Consider the following 16,734-nt stretch of genomic DNA (forward strand, 5'->3'; position numbering starts at 1 on the left):
GCGTCTTGATCAGCTTTGACAAGCAAAGATACTTCCAGAATGAAAGGTGTTCTTTGCCTTAAATTATGGAAAGGCTAGACTTTTGGGGCTCGCTGGCAGTTAAACAGCAAGACGTCAATCTCCATGGTGCACTTACACAACCTGTGCTTCAAAGCTGGTTGTCAAAGCCTAAAACGAAGTATTTCAAAATTTTTAATATCGAAAGGGGAAATGAATAATGGAAATTAGACATGCCACAAATCCGGCAGATTTTAAATCGTATACAACAGAAAGATTAAGAAGTGACTTTTTAATCGATTCACTTTTCGTACAAGGGGAAATTAACCTAGTTTATTCACACTACGATCGTGTGGTAACAGGCGGAGCGATCCCAACTGCGCAAGCGCTTAAGCTTGAAGATCAAGAAACATTAAAAACAGATTATTTCTTAGAAAGACGCGAGGTCGGCATCATTAATATTGGTGCTGAAGGAACCGTTTTAGTTGATGGCCAGGCATATACATTAAATAAAAGAGATTGTCTTTACGTTGGATTAGGAAATAAGGAAGTGTTATTTGAAAGCAGCAATGCATCTGATCCAGCTAAATTTTATATTGTTTCAACACCGGCTCATAAGCAATACCCGACGAAAAAAGCGCCGATCGAAGATGCTGAGCCAAATCATTTAGGCTCTGACAGTGAATCTAATAAACGTACGATTTACAAATACATCCATGCCGATGGTATTCAAAGCTGTCAATTAATGATGGGAATGACTCTATTAGAACCTAACAACATGTGGAACACAATGCCGGCCCATCTTCATGACCGCCGTATGGAAGTATACCTTTATTTCGATATGGATGAAGATTCCCGCGTATTCCACTTTATGGGGGAGCCAAAAGAAACACGCCACCTCGTTGTAAAAAATGAACAAGCAGTTCTTTCACCGCCATGGTCAATCCATTCTGGTGTGGGCACAAGCAACTACACATTCATCTGGGCAATGGCTGGGGAAAATTATACGTTCACAGATATGGATGCTGTTAAGATGGATGAATTAAAATAATAAACTTTAATAGATAGTGCTGCTTATTCTGGGAAGTGAAGGGTAAGGGCACTATTTTTTTATGGAAGCTATGAAACACTTTTTTTAGATTTGTCCACTTGTTGAATAGATCTAATATGTTGATTTCTGCAGAAACAACGTAATATATGAAAACCTGCAGATGGCAATGAACTTTGAGAAAGATTTCGGAACAGTTTATAAGCGAGCACCTGTAGCCAAAACAACAAGCAAGTTTAATAGAATATTAATGTAAGAAAAGTCATTATTTAGATATAATACAATGAAAATTAATGCTATAATAGACGAAAGAATATTCAGAAAGCGGGATGTATTGTAATGACGGATCTTATGGGTGGACTAAATCGAATATTTGAATGGGTTATGCGATTGTCCGTGATAAATTTACTATGGATAGGATTTAATCTGCCAATCTGTTATTTGGCTCTTTCTTTACTTTATGCAAGTAACTCATCCGTTTTATTTATGCTATTAGCAACCATCGTCGTCTTAGCTCCTTTTTTCTTTTTTCCAGCAACAACAGCAATGTTTGGGGTTGTGAGAAAGTGGGTGATGGGTGAGCATGATGTCCCATTATTTAAATCGTATTGGGCATATTATAAGGAAAACTATGTAAGAAGTATGTCTGGAGGTCTTATTTTCTCTCTCATTTGGGTTATCTGGGGAGTTGACTTCTATTTCTTCTCTAAAGTTAATGTTATTCTAAGCTCTATCTTTTTAGTAGGATTTTTCTTTTTGTTTTTGTTTGCGCTTACTTTTTTTGCAAATACGGTTCACGCAGATTTGAAGTTTTTCCAGAATCTTAAAAATTCGTTTTTCTTAACCTTACTGTATCCTTTTAATAATATATTGGTGGTTGTGCTTAACGGAATCATCATATATGTCAGCTTAACAATGTTTACCTTCCTTATACCGTTTTTTATGGGTTCACTAATAGCCTTTGTCTCCTTCGCAGGTTATTATCAGAAGGTTTCGAAGATCCAAGGATCGAAAAAGGAAGCGATTGAATAATTGAAAACTTGCATCGGAAACTTGGTTTGTCATTGAGACGGCCAAGTTTTTTGTTAAAGAAAGTTTACCTTTTTATGCTAAGTTTTCTGTCTTATTCAATATCATTCTATTTGCCCTAGGTTGAGTGATGTGCTTCCGCTATTTATAGTTAAATAAAAGGAAGAAAAGACTTATACATTGAACTAAAAAAGCTAAAGAATACTTATTCAAAAAAATAAAAGACGCTCAGATAATTTTAAAAGAAAACTAGATAATCTGAGACCATGAATATACTAATGGTTTTCACTATAATGATATTAGATTCATTGGAGGTTTGGATGAATTGAGTGAAATGGTGACAGCTAGTTATCGAAATAAGTGGAATGGTCCGTTCCATTATCATTCACATCAGGATTATGAGATCTATTTTTTCCATGCAGGGGACTGCAGATATTTAATTCACAATCACATTTATGATCTTGAGCCCGGGGATATTTTGGTTATGGATGGCCTGACATTACATAAACCCAATGTTAGTCCCACGAGTGAATATGTTCGGAGTGTGATTCAATTTTCCCCTCATTGGATTAAAGGTATTTTGCTGGAAATGGGCAGCATGTATTTGCTTGAAACGTTTCAAACATTACACAATTGTTTGATCCGAACGAATGAAAATGAAGAATCAAAAGAACTGGAAAAAGTGTTTTGCCGTCTTGCCGAGTTAAGTCGAACGGCTGAATTTCCTGATATTCAAACGGAGACAGAAATGAAAGTCCTGCTGCTTCAGGTGTTAATTAGTGTCCATAAGCTCGGAAAGATGAATTCGATTGAAATTCCTCTTCAAAAAGAAGATAAAGCCGTGCATGCTGAAAACATTGCAGATTATATCCAGAAGCATTTTATGAACAAATTGACTTTACAGTGTATCGCAGACAATCTAAATGTAAGCAGATCATATGTTGCTCAAGTATTTAAGACAATGACGGGCTATACGGTTATGGAGTATGTGATGGAATGTCGCTTAAGGCAGGCAAAATACTTACTCGAAATGGAACCGCTTAAACCGTTAAAGGATGTTGCGTATGAATCCGGATTTGAAAGCGCTACACATTTTAGCCGGTACTTTCGAGAAAAAGCAGGGGTAACGGCAAAAGAATTCCGCCAAATCCGTTTAAAAAATAGGTAAAGGAAGTGTGTTTAAGTGGAGCATAAATTTGCAGCACAATTATTTACATTACGTGAGGAATTAAAGGAAGGAATCCGACCGTTATTCAAGAAGCTTAAAGAAATGGGCTGGGCAGGTGTACAAATTTCCGCTTTGCCTCAAGGATATGACGAAAACGAAGTGGCACTTGCATTAAAAGAAAATAACTTACATGCAGTCGGAATGCATATATCGTTGGACCGTTTAAAACATGACCTCAATGGTGTATTAAAAGAAGCAGAATTATATGGAACAAAAGATATTATTCTTCCATCGGTTCCATCTGATTTGAAAAATCCAGAAGGGTATAAAGAAATAAAAAGGATCCTGAACCAGATTGCAAACGAGGCACCTGAATATCGAATTTCCTATCATAACCACGCATTTGAATTTGATACCCAAATAGATGGTCAGGATGCTCATCGTTATTTACTAGATCCATCAGATGATAATCAGATTTTAGCAGAAATAGATGTATATTGGCTGAAAAAGGCTGGCCAAGATCCGCTTGAATATATAGCTCCTTATGCAAACAGGATGCCGATCATTCACTTAAAGGATATGACAAATGATCAGCGGCAAACCTTTGCAGAAGTAGGAACAGGTGTTATAGATTTTATTCCTATTTTACAATGGGGTGAAGCAAATGGTATTGAATGGTATGCAGTTGAACAGGACATTTGTGAACGCCCTCCATTAGAATGTCTAGAAACGAGTCTACGAAACTTAAAGAAATTTGCAAAAGAAGTAAAGGAAAAAGAGAGTTCTAGACTGTAGGGTTTACCAAGAGAGCAAATAAATTTAGATGATGAGGTGAGGCAGATGAGTTTAATAAAAGTTGGAATTATTGGTGTTGGAAATATGGGCAGAGCACATGTTCAGCTTTTAGGTAAAGGAAAGATAAATGGAGCAATTTTAACTGCAGTATGCGACCCATTTCAAGATCAGCTTGAATCATTAGTAAGTGATGCACAAGGTGATGTGGAGATTTTTCGAGACGAAGATGCCTTTTTAAATGAATCCGGTATTGATGCAGTCCTGATTTCGACTCCGCATTACGATCATCCGAAGCTGGCTATGAAGGCATTTGCAAAGGGGATGCATGTTCTTATTGAAAAACCGGCAGGAGTCTATACAAAAAATGTCGCTGAAATGAATAAAGTAGCAAAAGAAAGCGGCAAGGTCTTTGCTATTATGTATAACCAACGGACAAACCCAATTTATCAAAAATTGCGCGAGCTGATTCAAGCTGGTGAACTCGGTGAGATAAAACGTACGAATTGGATTATAACTGATTGGTATCGCTCGCAAAGCTATTATGATTCAAGTGATTGGCGGGCAACCTGGCATGGTGAAGGAGGCGGTGTATTATTAAATCAGTCGCCCCATCAGTTAGATTTATGGCAATGGACAACAGGGCTTATGCCAAAGAAAGTTCATGCTTTTTGTCACTATGGAAAATACCATGATATTGAGGTTGAGGATGATATTACTGCTTACGTAGAGTATGAAAACGGTGCTACAGGAGTGTTTATTACTTCCACAGGTGAAGCACCTGGAACAAACCGCTTTGAGATTGCTGGTGACCGCGGGAAGATGGTCGTGGAAAATAACAAGCTTACTTTTTACCGCTTAACTCAATCTGAACGGGAATTTAACGCAACATATAAAGGCGGTTTTGGAAATCCTGAATGTTGGACAATTGATATTCCTATTGAAGGAAAAAGCACAGGGCATCCAGGAATTATTCAAAATTGGATTGATTCAATCACAAAGGGCACTCCGCTATTTGCACCAGGTGAAGAGGGAATAAAGGGATTGGAAATTTCTAATGCAATTTATTTATCATCATGGCTAAACCAACCAGTTGAATTGCCAATTGACGCAGATCTTTACTATGAAATGCTGCAAGAAAAAATAAAGAATTCAACATTTCAAAAAAAGAGCGTAAAAAAAGTGAATTTAGATGTATCAGGAACACATTGAGAGAGGAGAATGAACGATGACGAAGGATGGAATGACTTATGCTCCAAAAGGGAAACCGAATCCTGTTGTAGAAAAAGGGGAGTTTCAATTTGCTGCAGCTGCGCTTGACCATGGCCATATTTATGGCATGTGCAATGGGTTAATTGAAGCAGGCGCAACATTGAAATGGGTGTATGACCCTGATCCAAAAAAAGTGGCCGGGTTTGTCAAAGCTTTCCCTGATGTTATGCCAGCAGAGTCATTAGAGCAAATATTATCTGATGATTCAATAAGGCTTGTCGCTGCAGCAGCAATTCCTTCAAAACGGAGTGAGCTAGGTAATCAGGTGATGAGAGCTGGAAAAGATTATTTTACAGATAAAGCTCCTTTTACAACTCTTGAACAGCTTAAAGAAACAAAAAGAGTAGCAGAACAAACGGGCCAAAAGTACATGGTTTATTATAGTGAGCGACTCCATGTGGAAGGAGCTGTTTATGCGGGTGAGTTAATTGAGAAGGGCGCAATCGGGCGTGTGATTCAAGTTACAGGTTTTGGCCCGCATCGACTAAATGCCTCCAGCCGCCCAGACTGGTTTTTTAAGAAAGAGGAATACGGCGGAATTTTATGCGATATAGGCAGCCATCAAATTGAACAATTTTTATTCTATGCAGGCTGTAAAGATGCAAAAGTTTTGCATAGTAAAATTGCAAACTATCATAATCCAGAATATCCGGAGCTAGATGATTTTGGAGATGCTACCTTGGTTGGCGATAATGGTGCGACAAACTACTTCCGCGTTGATTGGTTTACACCAGATGGATTAAGCACATGGGGTGACGGTAGAACCTTTATTATTGGAACAGAAGGCACCATTGAAATCCGCAAATACGTGGATCTGGCAAGAGACGAAAAGGGAAATCACGTCTATTTAGTGAATAATGACGGAGAGCAGCATTTCAACGTTTCCGGCCAGGTGGGGTATCCGTTCTTTGGACAGTTAATCTTAGATTGCATAAATCGAACAGAAAATGCAATGACTCAGGCTCATGCCTTTAAAGCAGCAGAATTATGCTTGAGGGCGCAAGAGCAAGCAGTAGTTATCACAGAGCAACAAGTACAAGTAAAATAAGTGAAAAAATGAACCAACCCTTAGCATAAAGATTCACGCTTTAGGGTTGGTTTGTTTTCGTATTCCTTCTATAAAGATTGTCAGGGGGCTATTTTCCGATACTCCTTCGGTGTCAGACCCGTATGCTTCTTAAACGTCCGATAAAAATAAGGCATACTTTGAAAACCGCATTGCTCCGCAATCACATTCACCTTATCCTTTGTATTCCATAGCAATTCCTTCACCTTGATGATCCGTTTTGTTGTGACATAGTCTGTTACACTGATTCCAATTAGCTGCTTAAACACCCGGCTCAAGTGTGAGGGTGATACAGCAGCATGATTTGCTAAAAAATCTAACTCAAGTTTATTGTTAAGGTGTTGATCGATATATTGGAGTGTAGTCCTAATCCACTCCGGTTCAAATTGCGGGTTCTTTACACTCTCGCGATCTATTAAACAATTTCGATTTAAGTACACCAAAATGATATGCAGCCAATGAATAATCAGCTCTTGACTATCATGATTAGCCTGATGATCTTCATCTTTCATTTTGTCTATGTATTCCTCTATCTCTTGTAAAACGGTTAGATCTAGGCTGTATCTATACGTTTTATGTTTTTTACATAGATCGATCAGCTTCAAATAGGTAAAAGAATGTTTAAGCAAAGGAGAATGGATTAATAATGGACTGAAAAAGATAGCTGTTGAGGTAATAGGGTATTGTTGGTCAGGAAATGCACGATGAATTGTATTACCCGGAATGATAAAGATATCTCCAGCTTGCATCTCATGAAATGATTGGTCGATAAAAAAAATCCCTTTCCCACTATAAACATAGACAATTTCATGCCAATCATGCAAATGGTCGGGTAGTTCACTTAGGGGATTTTTTGTATCTTTATAGACGATTGAAAAAGGTTTATGAGATTGTTCATTAAATTGCTTGAGCAGAGGCTTCATCTTATATAAAATCCTTTTTATTTTGATTATACATGACTCGTGACATGAAAAGGTATAAAAATATCAGAATAAGTAATTTTTATATCCAACCAGGTATGGTAAATTTTTTGTAAACATGGTCTGTCTACAGAGGATCATAAAAGATAAATGGAAAAAAGATTATAGTTCTTGTTTCAGAGTAAAATGAAAGCGTTTTCTAAATCCGTAATTTTTAATGAATGGAGGGAAAATAACTTAATGCTAAAAACAAAAACATTCAGGAAGTTCTTGCTCTCATATGTTATCATTCTCTTATTTCCGCTTATTACCGGAATTGTATCTTACCAAGTGTCAATTAATGTTGCTAAATCAAGTTCAATCGAGTCTAGCTTGTTAATATTAAAAAAAAGTAAGGATATTTTAGAAAGCAGGATGAAGGAGGTAGAGAGATTTACCAGGCAGCTTTCATCAGTAGAAGGTTTTAATCAGCATTTAAGTGCATCTGCTGAATCTGGCCCAATTGATTTATATAGTTTGAGAGAAACGTCACGTTATCTTTCAACCTATGCTCATACGAACGATTTTTTAGCGGACTCTTATATTTATTTGAAAAATTACAATATCATTTTATCTAATGGCTCCGTATTTTTCAGAGTCGACCATTTCTACGAACTTTATCATTACCATGATCTTTCCTTCGATCAATGGAAAAAAACAATTTTAGAAGCTAATCACCAGGGGAAGATTATTCCTGTTCGTTCCTATATAAGTAATAAGAAGGATCTTTCTGTTATCACTTATGTACAGTCACTGCCATTAAATAGCTTTAATAAACCATTAGGAACGGCAGTTATTAATATTGATCAACAAAAAATTGGCGGCCTGTTAGAAGGATTATCTAAACAGTATGGCGGTTGGGCCTTTATTGCGGATCATGAAGGGAATCCCCTAACAATGGTAGGAATTGATAAAACGCAAACGAAGAAAATAGTTGAAAAATTAAAAAAGGAAGGTGGCTCAACAAATCAATTTCTAGAAAATGAGACGCTTTTATTATCTGAAAAGTCAGATTTTAATGACTGGCAATACGTTGCCGGAATACCTAAACAAGGTTTAATGGAAAAGGCAGAAATCATTAAACATATGACATGGATCGTCACAGGCAGCACGTTACTAATTGGAATGTTGCTTTGTTTGTTTTTGGCTTATCGGAACAGCACACCAATCCATAAATTGATGGATGTAGTAAGGGAGCAAATCGGTTCAGATGCTTCAAAGCATAAAAACGAATATGACTTTATCCACGGAAATATATCCAAACTTATATCAAACAATAAATCTCTTAAAAGTGAATTAACTAATCAGAAGCAAATCATAAAGGATTCTTTTATAAAGAGTTTATTAAATGGAGAATTTCCTACCCAACAAGGAATAATGGATCGTGCTGAACAATTAGAAGTCTACTTTCAAGGCGATGTTGGATATGTCGGTATTTTGAAAATCAATGGTTATGGCCATATGGAAAATAAAGAAATTCATGATGAGCTGAATGCATCGCGACTTATTATTAAACATACCCTTACAGAATTAGAACCTACCATCAAGTTGACCGATTTCCATTCAGATAAGATTATTGTTATTTTTTCTTTTAATCGAGAAAAAGAGGGTGACGCTGCAAATGAAATAAAAGGCATCATCGATGCACTTACTTTATCAATAGCGAATTCGTATCGTATCTCAATATCAGCCTTCATTGGAAGATCCTTTAGGAATTATTTTGACATTAGCCGTTCCTATCATGAAGCAAAAGAGGCTTTAGATTATACCTTCCCATTAATGAAGGGGAGCAAAATATTGTGGTACCAGGATGTGGAAAAAGAAAATTCGGTTTTCTATTATCCAATTGATCTGGAATTAAGGTTGGTTAATGCAATAAAAACAGGAGAAGCACATGATGTAAAACAAATATTGGACCAAATTTTCCAGAAGAATTTTTCCGAGAGGAATTTATCGCCAAAAATTGCAGAACAATTACTTGAAGAAATTAAATCTACACTAATTAAAACGTTTGATTCAAATGTAGTTCAAAGTTCAGGTCAATCGGGAGCATTAATAAAAAAAGTGTTACAGATTCAACTCAAGGTAGGGATAAAGCAAGTATGGAGGGACTTTGAGGATTTGGCTGAAGAGTTCTGCAGTTTGGTTAATAAAAAGAAAAAAGAAACGAATGATCATGCAATAAAATTAATTATCGAGTTTTTGGAAAAGGAATATAGCGATCCAGACCTATCTTTGTATCGGATCTCTGAAAAAATAGGTTTCCCTGAAAAGTTTGTCTCACAGCTATTTAAAGAGCAGTTAGGAGAATATGTTTCAGATTATCTTGAAAAAATCCGTATAAATAAAGCATCAGAGCTATTAGTAACGACAGAACAGACAATTGAGGAGATTTCGGTTAATGCCGGCTATAATTCTGCCCATTCATTTCGCAGGGCTTTTAAGAGGGTTTTACATGTAACACCAAAAGTCTATAGGCAAACAATCATTCATAGCGATGGATTAATAAATAGTAAAGATAAGAAGCAAGCTCATAAATGACTTTTATAACAAATAGAGTTCCATCTATTTGTTTTTTTCAATTTTTGTGAAAAAGTCAATGAGAAACGTAAGTGTACCTTCAAAATCAAATGTACCTTTTTTACATGTTCTCATTTCTTTCATCAAACCATTATTAGAGACTCCATCACAATCCATAACGTATTTTCTTAACATAGTAAATCATTTAGTCCCTAATTGTCCCCTTCATTTTCAATTGTACCTATGAAGAAACGGAAATTCATGCTACATTCATACCAGTTTAGCAGTCAAAAATATGACAGCGTTTCCAAAAACAAAAGATAGGAGTGGTTAAGTTGAAAGTCGAGATAACAAATAAGGCTTTACCTGCTTCAAGTACCATAGAAGTAAAGTCAACCCTCTGGGGCAATGCAAAAAATTCCTTAAGAAGGCATTGGCAATTTTACCTTCTGATCATCCCACCGGTTTTATATTTTATTATTTTTAAGTATATACCTATGGTCAATTCGGTTATTGCGTTTAAAGACTATAGTGTTGTTAAAGGGATTTGGGGTAGCGAGTGGGTTGGTTTTAAACATTTTGAGCTTTTTTTCAACAATCCGCAGTTTTGGGTGCTGATAAAGAATACGTTTTTCCTTAGTTTGTATGCATTAGCTGTTGGCTTTCCTATACCGATTCTTTTGGCACTCTGTTTAAATGAAATTCGCAATGGTCTGTTTAAAAAGACGGTTCAGATGGTAACGTATGCTCCATATTTCATTTCAACCGTTATTATCGTTTCAATGCTAACTTTGATGTTCTCACCAAGACTAGGTATCGTCAATCAACTATTGGGACATTTTGGACTTGAATCAATAAACTTTCTTGGCATGCCGGATATGTTTAGGGATATTTATGTCTGGTCAGACGTTTGGCAGCATGCAGGTTATTCTGCCATCATCTATTTGGCAGCGTTATCAGGTGTAGATCCGTCACACTACGAAGCAGCAAAAGTGGATGGTGCAACCAGGCTTCAAAAAATTCTTTATATCGACATACCAAGCATCATGCCCGTTGCAACGATTATCCTGATCCTAAGTGTAGGAAACATCATGGCGCTTGGTTTTGAAAAAGTCTTTTTATTGCAAAACCCACTTAATCTATCGACATCTGAAGTCATTGCAACATATGTGTACAAAATTGGCTTATTGAATGCGAACTTTAGTTTTGCTACAGCGGTAGGCTTGTTTAATTCAATTATTAATCTTGTTTTGCTTGTAGTTGTAAATGCACTCGCAAAGAAAATTTCTAAAAACGGCTTATGGTGATAATAAGGGGGGAATGTAACAATGGTTGGTCGTAAGAACAAAATAAAAGAATCATTTGCTGATCGAGTTTTCCTTACTTGTGTTTATCTATTTTTAACTCTCGTTTTAGTGGTTGTCCTTTATCCGCTCATATATATCGTCAGTGCATCAATAAGCAGCCCTGGAGCTGTCTCATCAGGAAAAGTATGGTTATGGCCAGTTGACCTGTCTTTTAAAGGGTATGAAATCATTTTTAGTAATTCACAGATTATAACGGGATATGCAAATTCACTTATTTATACTCTTTTCGGCACCATCATTAGTGTGACGTTAACCGTGTTAATTGCCTACCCACTTTCGAGAAAAACATTCTTTGGCAGAAATTTTTTAATGTTTTTTATCGTATTTACAATGCTCTTTTATGGCGGGTTAATTCCAACTTATTTAGTTGTGAAATCTTTAAGGATGGTCGATACGAGATGGGCTCTCTTGATTCCAAATGCGATTGCTGTTTGGCAGGTTATAATCGCGCGTACATTCTTTCAATCCTCTATACCAGATGAATTAGTCGAAGCAAGTGAAATGGACGGATGCAGTGATCTGCGTTTTCTCTGGTCGGTCGTGCTTCCTTTGGCCAAGCCTATAATAGCAGTTCTTGTCTTAATGTATGCTGTAGGACAGTGGAACGCTTATTTTGATGCTTTAATTTACTTAAAGAACCCAGATTTGCATCCGCTTCAATTGGTTCTTAGAAATATTATTATTTTAAATACAAGCACTGCTGGCATGGAAGCTTCGGAAATGTTGGAAAGGCAGCAGCTGGCTGATTTAATGAAATATGCCTTAATCGTCGTTGCAAGTTTGCCGGTCATGCTGATTTATCCATTTGTACAGCGCCACTTTGTAAAAGGGATGATGATTGGTTCTGTAAAAGGATAAGAGTTTTACAGAAACGAAAAGGGGTGATGCCGGGTAAAAAGCTGGATATTTAGCCTTTATTGAATGTTTACTAGATTCTTAATGTTCTCATTTTAACGGAAAAGGGGATGGTTACGATGAAAAAGACAATCATGCTGTTTGTATCACTTTTGCTGCTTCTTAGTATAGCTTTAGTTGGTTGCAGCTCAAATGAAAAAACCGATGTGTCACAAGAGAGTGGTGGTGATGGTGCTGTCAAAATTAAGGTCTTTGCTCCTCAGGGGGCTGAAACCGATCTAGAAACAAATTCATTCACCAAGCTTGCTGAAGAGAAGTTCAATATTGATTTCGAATGGCAAACAACAACATTTGATGCAACTTCCGCAAGTGAAGTAAGAAATATTGCCCTTGCCAGTGGCGATTATCCTGATCTCTTCCTTCTTATACCGTGGGTAGATCAGTTTTCTCAAACGGATTTACTGCGCTATGGAAAACAAGGTGTTGTTCTTCCATTAAATGATTTAATTGATAAGCATGCTCCAAATATAAAGAAAGTGTTAGAGAATCATCCTTATTATAAGGCAATGGCGACAGCACCAGACGGAAATATTTATGGATTGCCGCAATTAAATGAGTGTTTCCATTGTTCATATGGAAATAAACTTTGGATCAATACAGACTGGCTTGAAAAATTGAAGTTAGAAATGCCGACAACAACCGAAGAATTAAAAAATGTCTTAACAGCTTTTAAAACTCAAGATCCAAACGGAAACGGAAAACAAGATGAAGTTCCCTTAAGCGGCTCTCCTAGCTTAGTTGAATCATCTGTTATTCCATATTTAATGAATGGTTTCATTTATGATGATTCAAGATCACGCTTGCTTTTGGAAAATGGAAAAGTTGATCTTGCAGCGAATAAAGAGGAATGGAAGGAAGGGCTTTCTTATATTAAATCCTTATATGAAGAGGGGTTAATCGATAAAGGTGCCTTTTCACAAAATACGGAGGCCCTCCAAAAAACAGGTAATAATGCAGAGGCGCAAATTTTAGGGGCAGCCACCTCCATGCATCCAGGAGTATTTGTTTCTGAGGCTGAGTATCAAAAAGACTATGATGCTGCTGCACCGCTTAAAGGAGCAAATGCTGCTTATGCGACATACAATTTTCCAAGCAGTCCTGGCGGAGCATTTGTGCTAACGAATAATGCAAGTGAGGAAGTACAGATTGCCGCTATTAAGCTAGTGGACTATATGTTTACCCAAGAAGGCCAGATTCGCAGTCATTTTGGAGAAGAAGGCGTAAGTTGGAGAAAGCATCAAGAAGGGGATGTAGCCATTGAGGAAAAAGCAGAACCAATTTTAGCACAAATTCCTTCCAAAGAAGGTGAAGAACCTCGTAATGACAGTTGGGGTGCGATGGCACAATATTATCAGCCAAGAGAATTCCGCGATGGATGGATTCAAGCAACTGATATTTATTCACCGGAAGGTTATGAGCGCAGATTGCAAGAAGCAACACATTTATATGAAGGAAAAGAGCCTTCTGAAACGTTCCCGCATTGGGCAATATGGATCGATCCTGCTGTTGCCGATGAAGCAGCTATGATTCGGACAAATATTGAAGACTATATTGAACAGAATTCATTACAATTTATTACCGGAACGAAAGATTTAGAGAAAGAATGGGATGCGTATGTTCAAGGGTTTGAACAATTAAACCTTAAACGTTATCTCGAAATTATGCAGGAGGCTTATGATAACTCTGGTTTATAAAAAGAGATTTGCTAAGGTTAGGTAAACAATTATATGAAAAGCCGATGGGTTTATTCTTCATCGGCTCCTTCCATAATGGGGTCGGAACAGAAATAATTGGCCATTAGAGATGCTGGTGCAGACCTAATGGACAGGTTATTTTTCTGCTGCTAGTATGCCTTACGATTAGAATGTGAACTTTAAACAGCATGCTCCTTTTAAAATGACGAGGGAGATATCAAAATAGAAAGGTAGAATATTTGGAAGTTTACCCAAAAGAATGATTTTTGGATATTATTAATATGAAAGAGTTATAGAATATAGGTGCTTATTCTGCTTTAATGAAGGGGGATATACAAAATGAAATTAACTTATCAAACAAGTGCGAAATCATGGACTGAGGCGCTTCCTATCGGAAATGGCCGGCTAGGAGCGATGATTTTTGGCGGGGTAGAATTGGAAAGAGTGCAATTGAATGAGGATTCATTATGGTCAGGAAGTCCAAAAAATTGGAACAATCCAGAAGCCAAAAAGTATTTACCTGAAATGAGAAAACTAATATTTGCTGGGAAATATGTAGAAGCAGATCAACTGGCTAAGAAAATGATGGGACCGTATACACAATCGTATTTACCATTAGGGGATCTGCTTTTAACATTTGATCACATTGGGAGACTAAGTGATTATAAACGCGGTCTTGATTTAAAGGATGGCATCGCTCGTGTACAGTATATGATTGATGATGTTACATACACACGCGAGATGTTTTCATCTTTTGAGGATCAAGTGATTGTTATTCATCTTAAGGCAAATAAACAGGGGAAGCTTAATTTTACGGCTAGATTAAATAGCTTGCTTCAGTCTGTTACAGAGAGTTCAGATGAAGAGCTCATTCTCAAAGGAATTTGCCCGGAGAATGTAGATCCGAATTATTTCCGAGAAAATGCTCAGCCAATCCAATATGCTCAAAAGGAAACTGGTAATTCTATTACATTCGAAGGAAGGTTGGCTGTTAAATTAGAAGATGGTTTTTACGAGCTTAATGATGAAGGTCTGCAGATTAAGCAAGCAACAGCAGCTACACTGTTTTTTTCTGCCGCCACGAGTTTCAATGGATACGATAAATCCCCACGTAAAGAAGGAAAAGCTCCTTCCATAGCTGTTATGAAATACTTGAAAGATGCGAAAAAACATACGTTTGAAAAACTTCGAGAAAATCATATAAGGGATTACACTTCACTTTTCAATCGTGTAGAACTTGATTTGGGTCCTTCTTTGGTAAAGGAAGAGATTTCGACAGACCAATGGATTGAACAATATGGAGCAAGGGATCCCAAATTAGTGGAGCTGCTTTTTCATTATGGTAGATATTTAATGATCACAAGCTCTCGTCCCGGAACACAGCCAGCTAATTTACAAGGCATATGGAATGATATGCTTCAACCGCCTTGGAGCAGTAATTATACACTAAATATTAATGCACAAATGAATTATTGGCCTGTTGAAACCTGTAACCTAGCAGAATGCCATGAACCATTCCTTACGTTCATAGAGGAGCTTTCCCATAACGGGGAAAGAACAGCTGAAATAAATTATGGTTGCCGAGGCTGGACGGCACATCATAATTCAGATATTTGGCGTCAATCTGCTCCAGTAGGTGCCTATGGACATGGTGATCCGGTTTGGACATTTTGGCCGATGGCGGGAGCGTGGCTATCACAGCATTTATGGGAGCACTTTGCCTTTAGCCGTGACAAGCAATTTTTACGTGAGAAAGCATACCCAATTATGAAAAAAGCGGCCATATTTTGTATCGATTGGTTAATTGAGGATGAAGCTGGGTATTTAGTGACAGCGCCTTCAACATCCCCTGAACATAAATTTGTAACCGAAAATGGAAAACTGGCAGCGATTAGTATGGCTGCTACAATGGATCTAACGTTAATATGGGATTTATTCACAAACTGTATAGAAGCAACGAAAGAGTTAAATTGTGACATAGAATTCTGTAAAGAATTAGAAGAAAAAAGATCTAAGCTCTTCCCTCTTCAGATTGGTCAATATGGTCAGCTTCAGGAATGGATAAAAGATTGGGAGGATCAAGAAATAAACCATCGTCACGTCTCACACCTCTTTGGTGTATACCCGGGCAGACAGTTTACTGATCATGAAACACCTGAATTATTTGAGGCCGCTAAACAGTCGCTTTTACGAAGAGGAGATGAAGGAACGGGCTGGAGCCTTGCTTGGAAGATAGCATTATGGGCTCGATTTAAAGATGGAAATCGTGCACTAGATTTGATTTCAAATTTACTTCAGCTTGTCAATGAGGAAAATAAGACAAATTATCACAAAGGCGGTGTTTATCCAAACCTTTTTGATGCCCATCCGCCCTTTCAAATTGATGGGAACTTTGGTTTTGTGGCCGGGCTTGCTGAATTACTCCTTCAATCCCATACAGAGGGCATTCAGTTCTTGCCGGCACTTCCTGATGCATGGCCTAATGGCTATGTCCGGGGACTTAGGGCACGAGGCAGTTTTGAGATAGATATAGAGTGGGAGAATAAACAATTGAAAGTAGTCGTGATCCGTTCTTTAAAAGGAGAGAGATGCGTTATTAACATCGAAAATTCTGTAGAAGTAAGAGCAGGAGAGAGCGTGATCGATACTGAAGATATAGGAAATGGCTTGATTGCTTTTTCAACTAAAGCAAGAGAATCTTATACTATTCGTCCGATAAAAACTGCAGCTTTATAGGATAATATTGAACTAGCTCGGTGATTAGATAGCAGGCTACGTATTTTATACATACGAGCCTGCTTTTTTACTTATAAATGATCATCAAAAGGTATAAAAACATCAGGATTAGTTATTTTTATATCTTTATATACATGATACTATTTTGAAAGGGTTTTCAAATGGGGGGGA

12 protein-coding genes are annotated in these 16,734 nt (G+C 37.3%); 11 read left to right on the plus strand and 1 reads right to left on the minus strand.

Annotation, left to right across the window (positions count from 1 at the left end):
- The first annotated feature begins 217 nt into the window (after window positions 1-217).
- The 6 genes from kduI to ACSVDH_RS08320 all read left to right on the plus strand — a co-directional run bounded on the left by kduI (window position 218) and on the right by ACSVDH_RS08320 (window position 6,354).
- Window positions 218-1,048 (plus strand): 5-dehydro-4-deoxy-D-glucuronate isomerase, encoded by an 831-nt coding sequence (kduI, locus tag ACSVDH_RS08295; RefSeq protein ID WP_439252270.1) that lies wholly within the window; start codon window positions 218-220, stop codon window positions 1,046-1,048.
- A gap of 336 nt (window positions 1,049-1,384) precedes the next feature.
- On the plus strand, window positions 1,385-2,077 hold the full coding sequence (locus tag ACSVDH_RS08300) for a YesL family protein (RefSeq protein ID WP_046588915.1): 693 nt from the start codon (window positions 1,385-1,387) through the stop codon (window positions 2,075-2,077).
- A gap of 331 nt (window positions 2,078-2,408) precedes the next feature.
- Window positions 2,409-3,242: a helix-turn-helix transcriptional regulator gene (locus tag ACSVDH_RS08305; protein WP_299089707.1), complete on the plus strand. Its 834-nt coding sequence runs from the start codon at window positions 2,409-2,411 to the stop codon at window positions 3,240-3,242.
- 15 nt (window positions 3,243-3,257) lie between these two features.
- The gene (locus tag ACSVDH_RS08310) at window positions 3,258-4,037 is read left to right on the plus strand and encodes a sugar phosphate isomerase/epimerase family protein (RefSeq protein ID WP_439252271.1); all 780 of its coding nucleotides are present in this window, start codon (window positions 3,258-3,260) and stop codon (window positions 4,035-4,037) included.
- A 45-nt stretch (window positions 4,038-4,082) separates the two neighbouring features.
- Window positions 4,083-5,246 (plus strand): Gfo/Idh/MocA family protein, encoded by a 1,164-nt coding sequence (locus ACSVDH_RS08315; protein WP_439252272.1) that lies wholly within the window; start codon window positions 4,083-4,085, stop codon window positions 5,244-5,246.
- 16 nt (window positions 5,247-5,262) lie between these two features.
- Window positions 5,263-6,354 (plus strand): Gfo/Idh/MocA family protein, encoded by a 1,092-nt coding sequence (locus ACSVDH_RS08320; RefSeq protein WP_439252273.1) that lies wholly within the window; start codon window positions 5,263-5,265, stop codon window positions 6,352-6,354.
- Window positions 6,355-6,434: 80 nt separating this feature from the next.
- Here ACSVDH_RS08320 and ACSVDH_RS08325 read toward each other — a convergent pair whose 3' ends face one another.
- Window positions 6,435-7,295, minus strand: a complete 861-nt coding sequence (locus ACSVDH_RS08325) for an AraC family transcriptional regulator (protein WP_439252274.1) — start codon at window positions 7,293-7,295, stop codon at window positions 6,435-6,437.
- A 237-nt stretch (window positions 7,296-7,532) separates the two neighbouring features.
- Between ACSVDH_RS08325 and ACSVDH_RS08330 the strand changes: the two genes are divergently transcribed.
- From ACSVDH_RS08330 to ACSVDH_RS08350, 5 genes are all read left to right on the plus strand, one after another.
- Window positions 7,533-9,872, plus strand: coding sequence for a helix-turn-helix domain-containing protein (locus ACSVDH_RS08330; RefSeq protein WP_439252275.1), 2,340 nt, complete (start codon window positions 7,533-7,535; stop codon window positions 9,870-9,872).
- A 359-nt stretch (window positions 9,873-10,231) separates the two neighbouring features.
- A complete protein-coding gene (locus ACSVDH_RS08335; protein ID WP_439252353.1) occupies window positions 10,232-11,158 on the plus strand; it encodes an ABC transporter permease in 927 nt (308 codons plus the stop codon).
- Window positions 11,159-11,179: 21 nt separating this feature from the next.
- Window positions 11,180-12,076 (plus strand): carbohydrate ABC transporter permease, encoded by an 897-nt coding sequence (locus tag ACSVDH_RS08340; protein ID WP_439252276.1) that lies wholly within the window; start codon window positions 11,180-11,182, stop codon window positions 12,074-12,076.
- Between the two features lie 116 nt (window positions 12,077-12,192).
- The gene (locus tag ACSVDH_RS08345; RefSeq protein ID WP_439252277.1) at window positions 12,193-13,827 is read left to right on the plus strand and encodes an extracellular solute-binding protein; all 1,635 of its coding nucleotides are present in this window, start codon (window positions 12,193-12,195) and stop codon (window positions 13,825-13,827) included.
- A 339-nt stretch (window positions 13,828-14,166) separates the two neighbouring features.
- A complete protein-coding gene (locus ACSVDH_RS08350) occupies window positions 14,167-16,563 on the plus strand; it encodes a glycoside hydrolase family 95 protein (protein ID WP_439252278.1) in 2,397 nt (798 codons plus the stop codon).
- Window positions 16,564-16,734: the final 171 nt, after the last annotated feature.

The organism is Metabacillus sp. Hm71, from assembly GCF_051842955.2.
GTDB lineage: Bacteria > Bacillota > Bacilli > Bacillales > Bacillaceae > Metabacillus.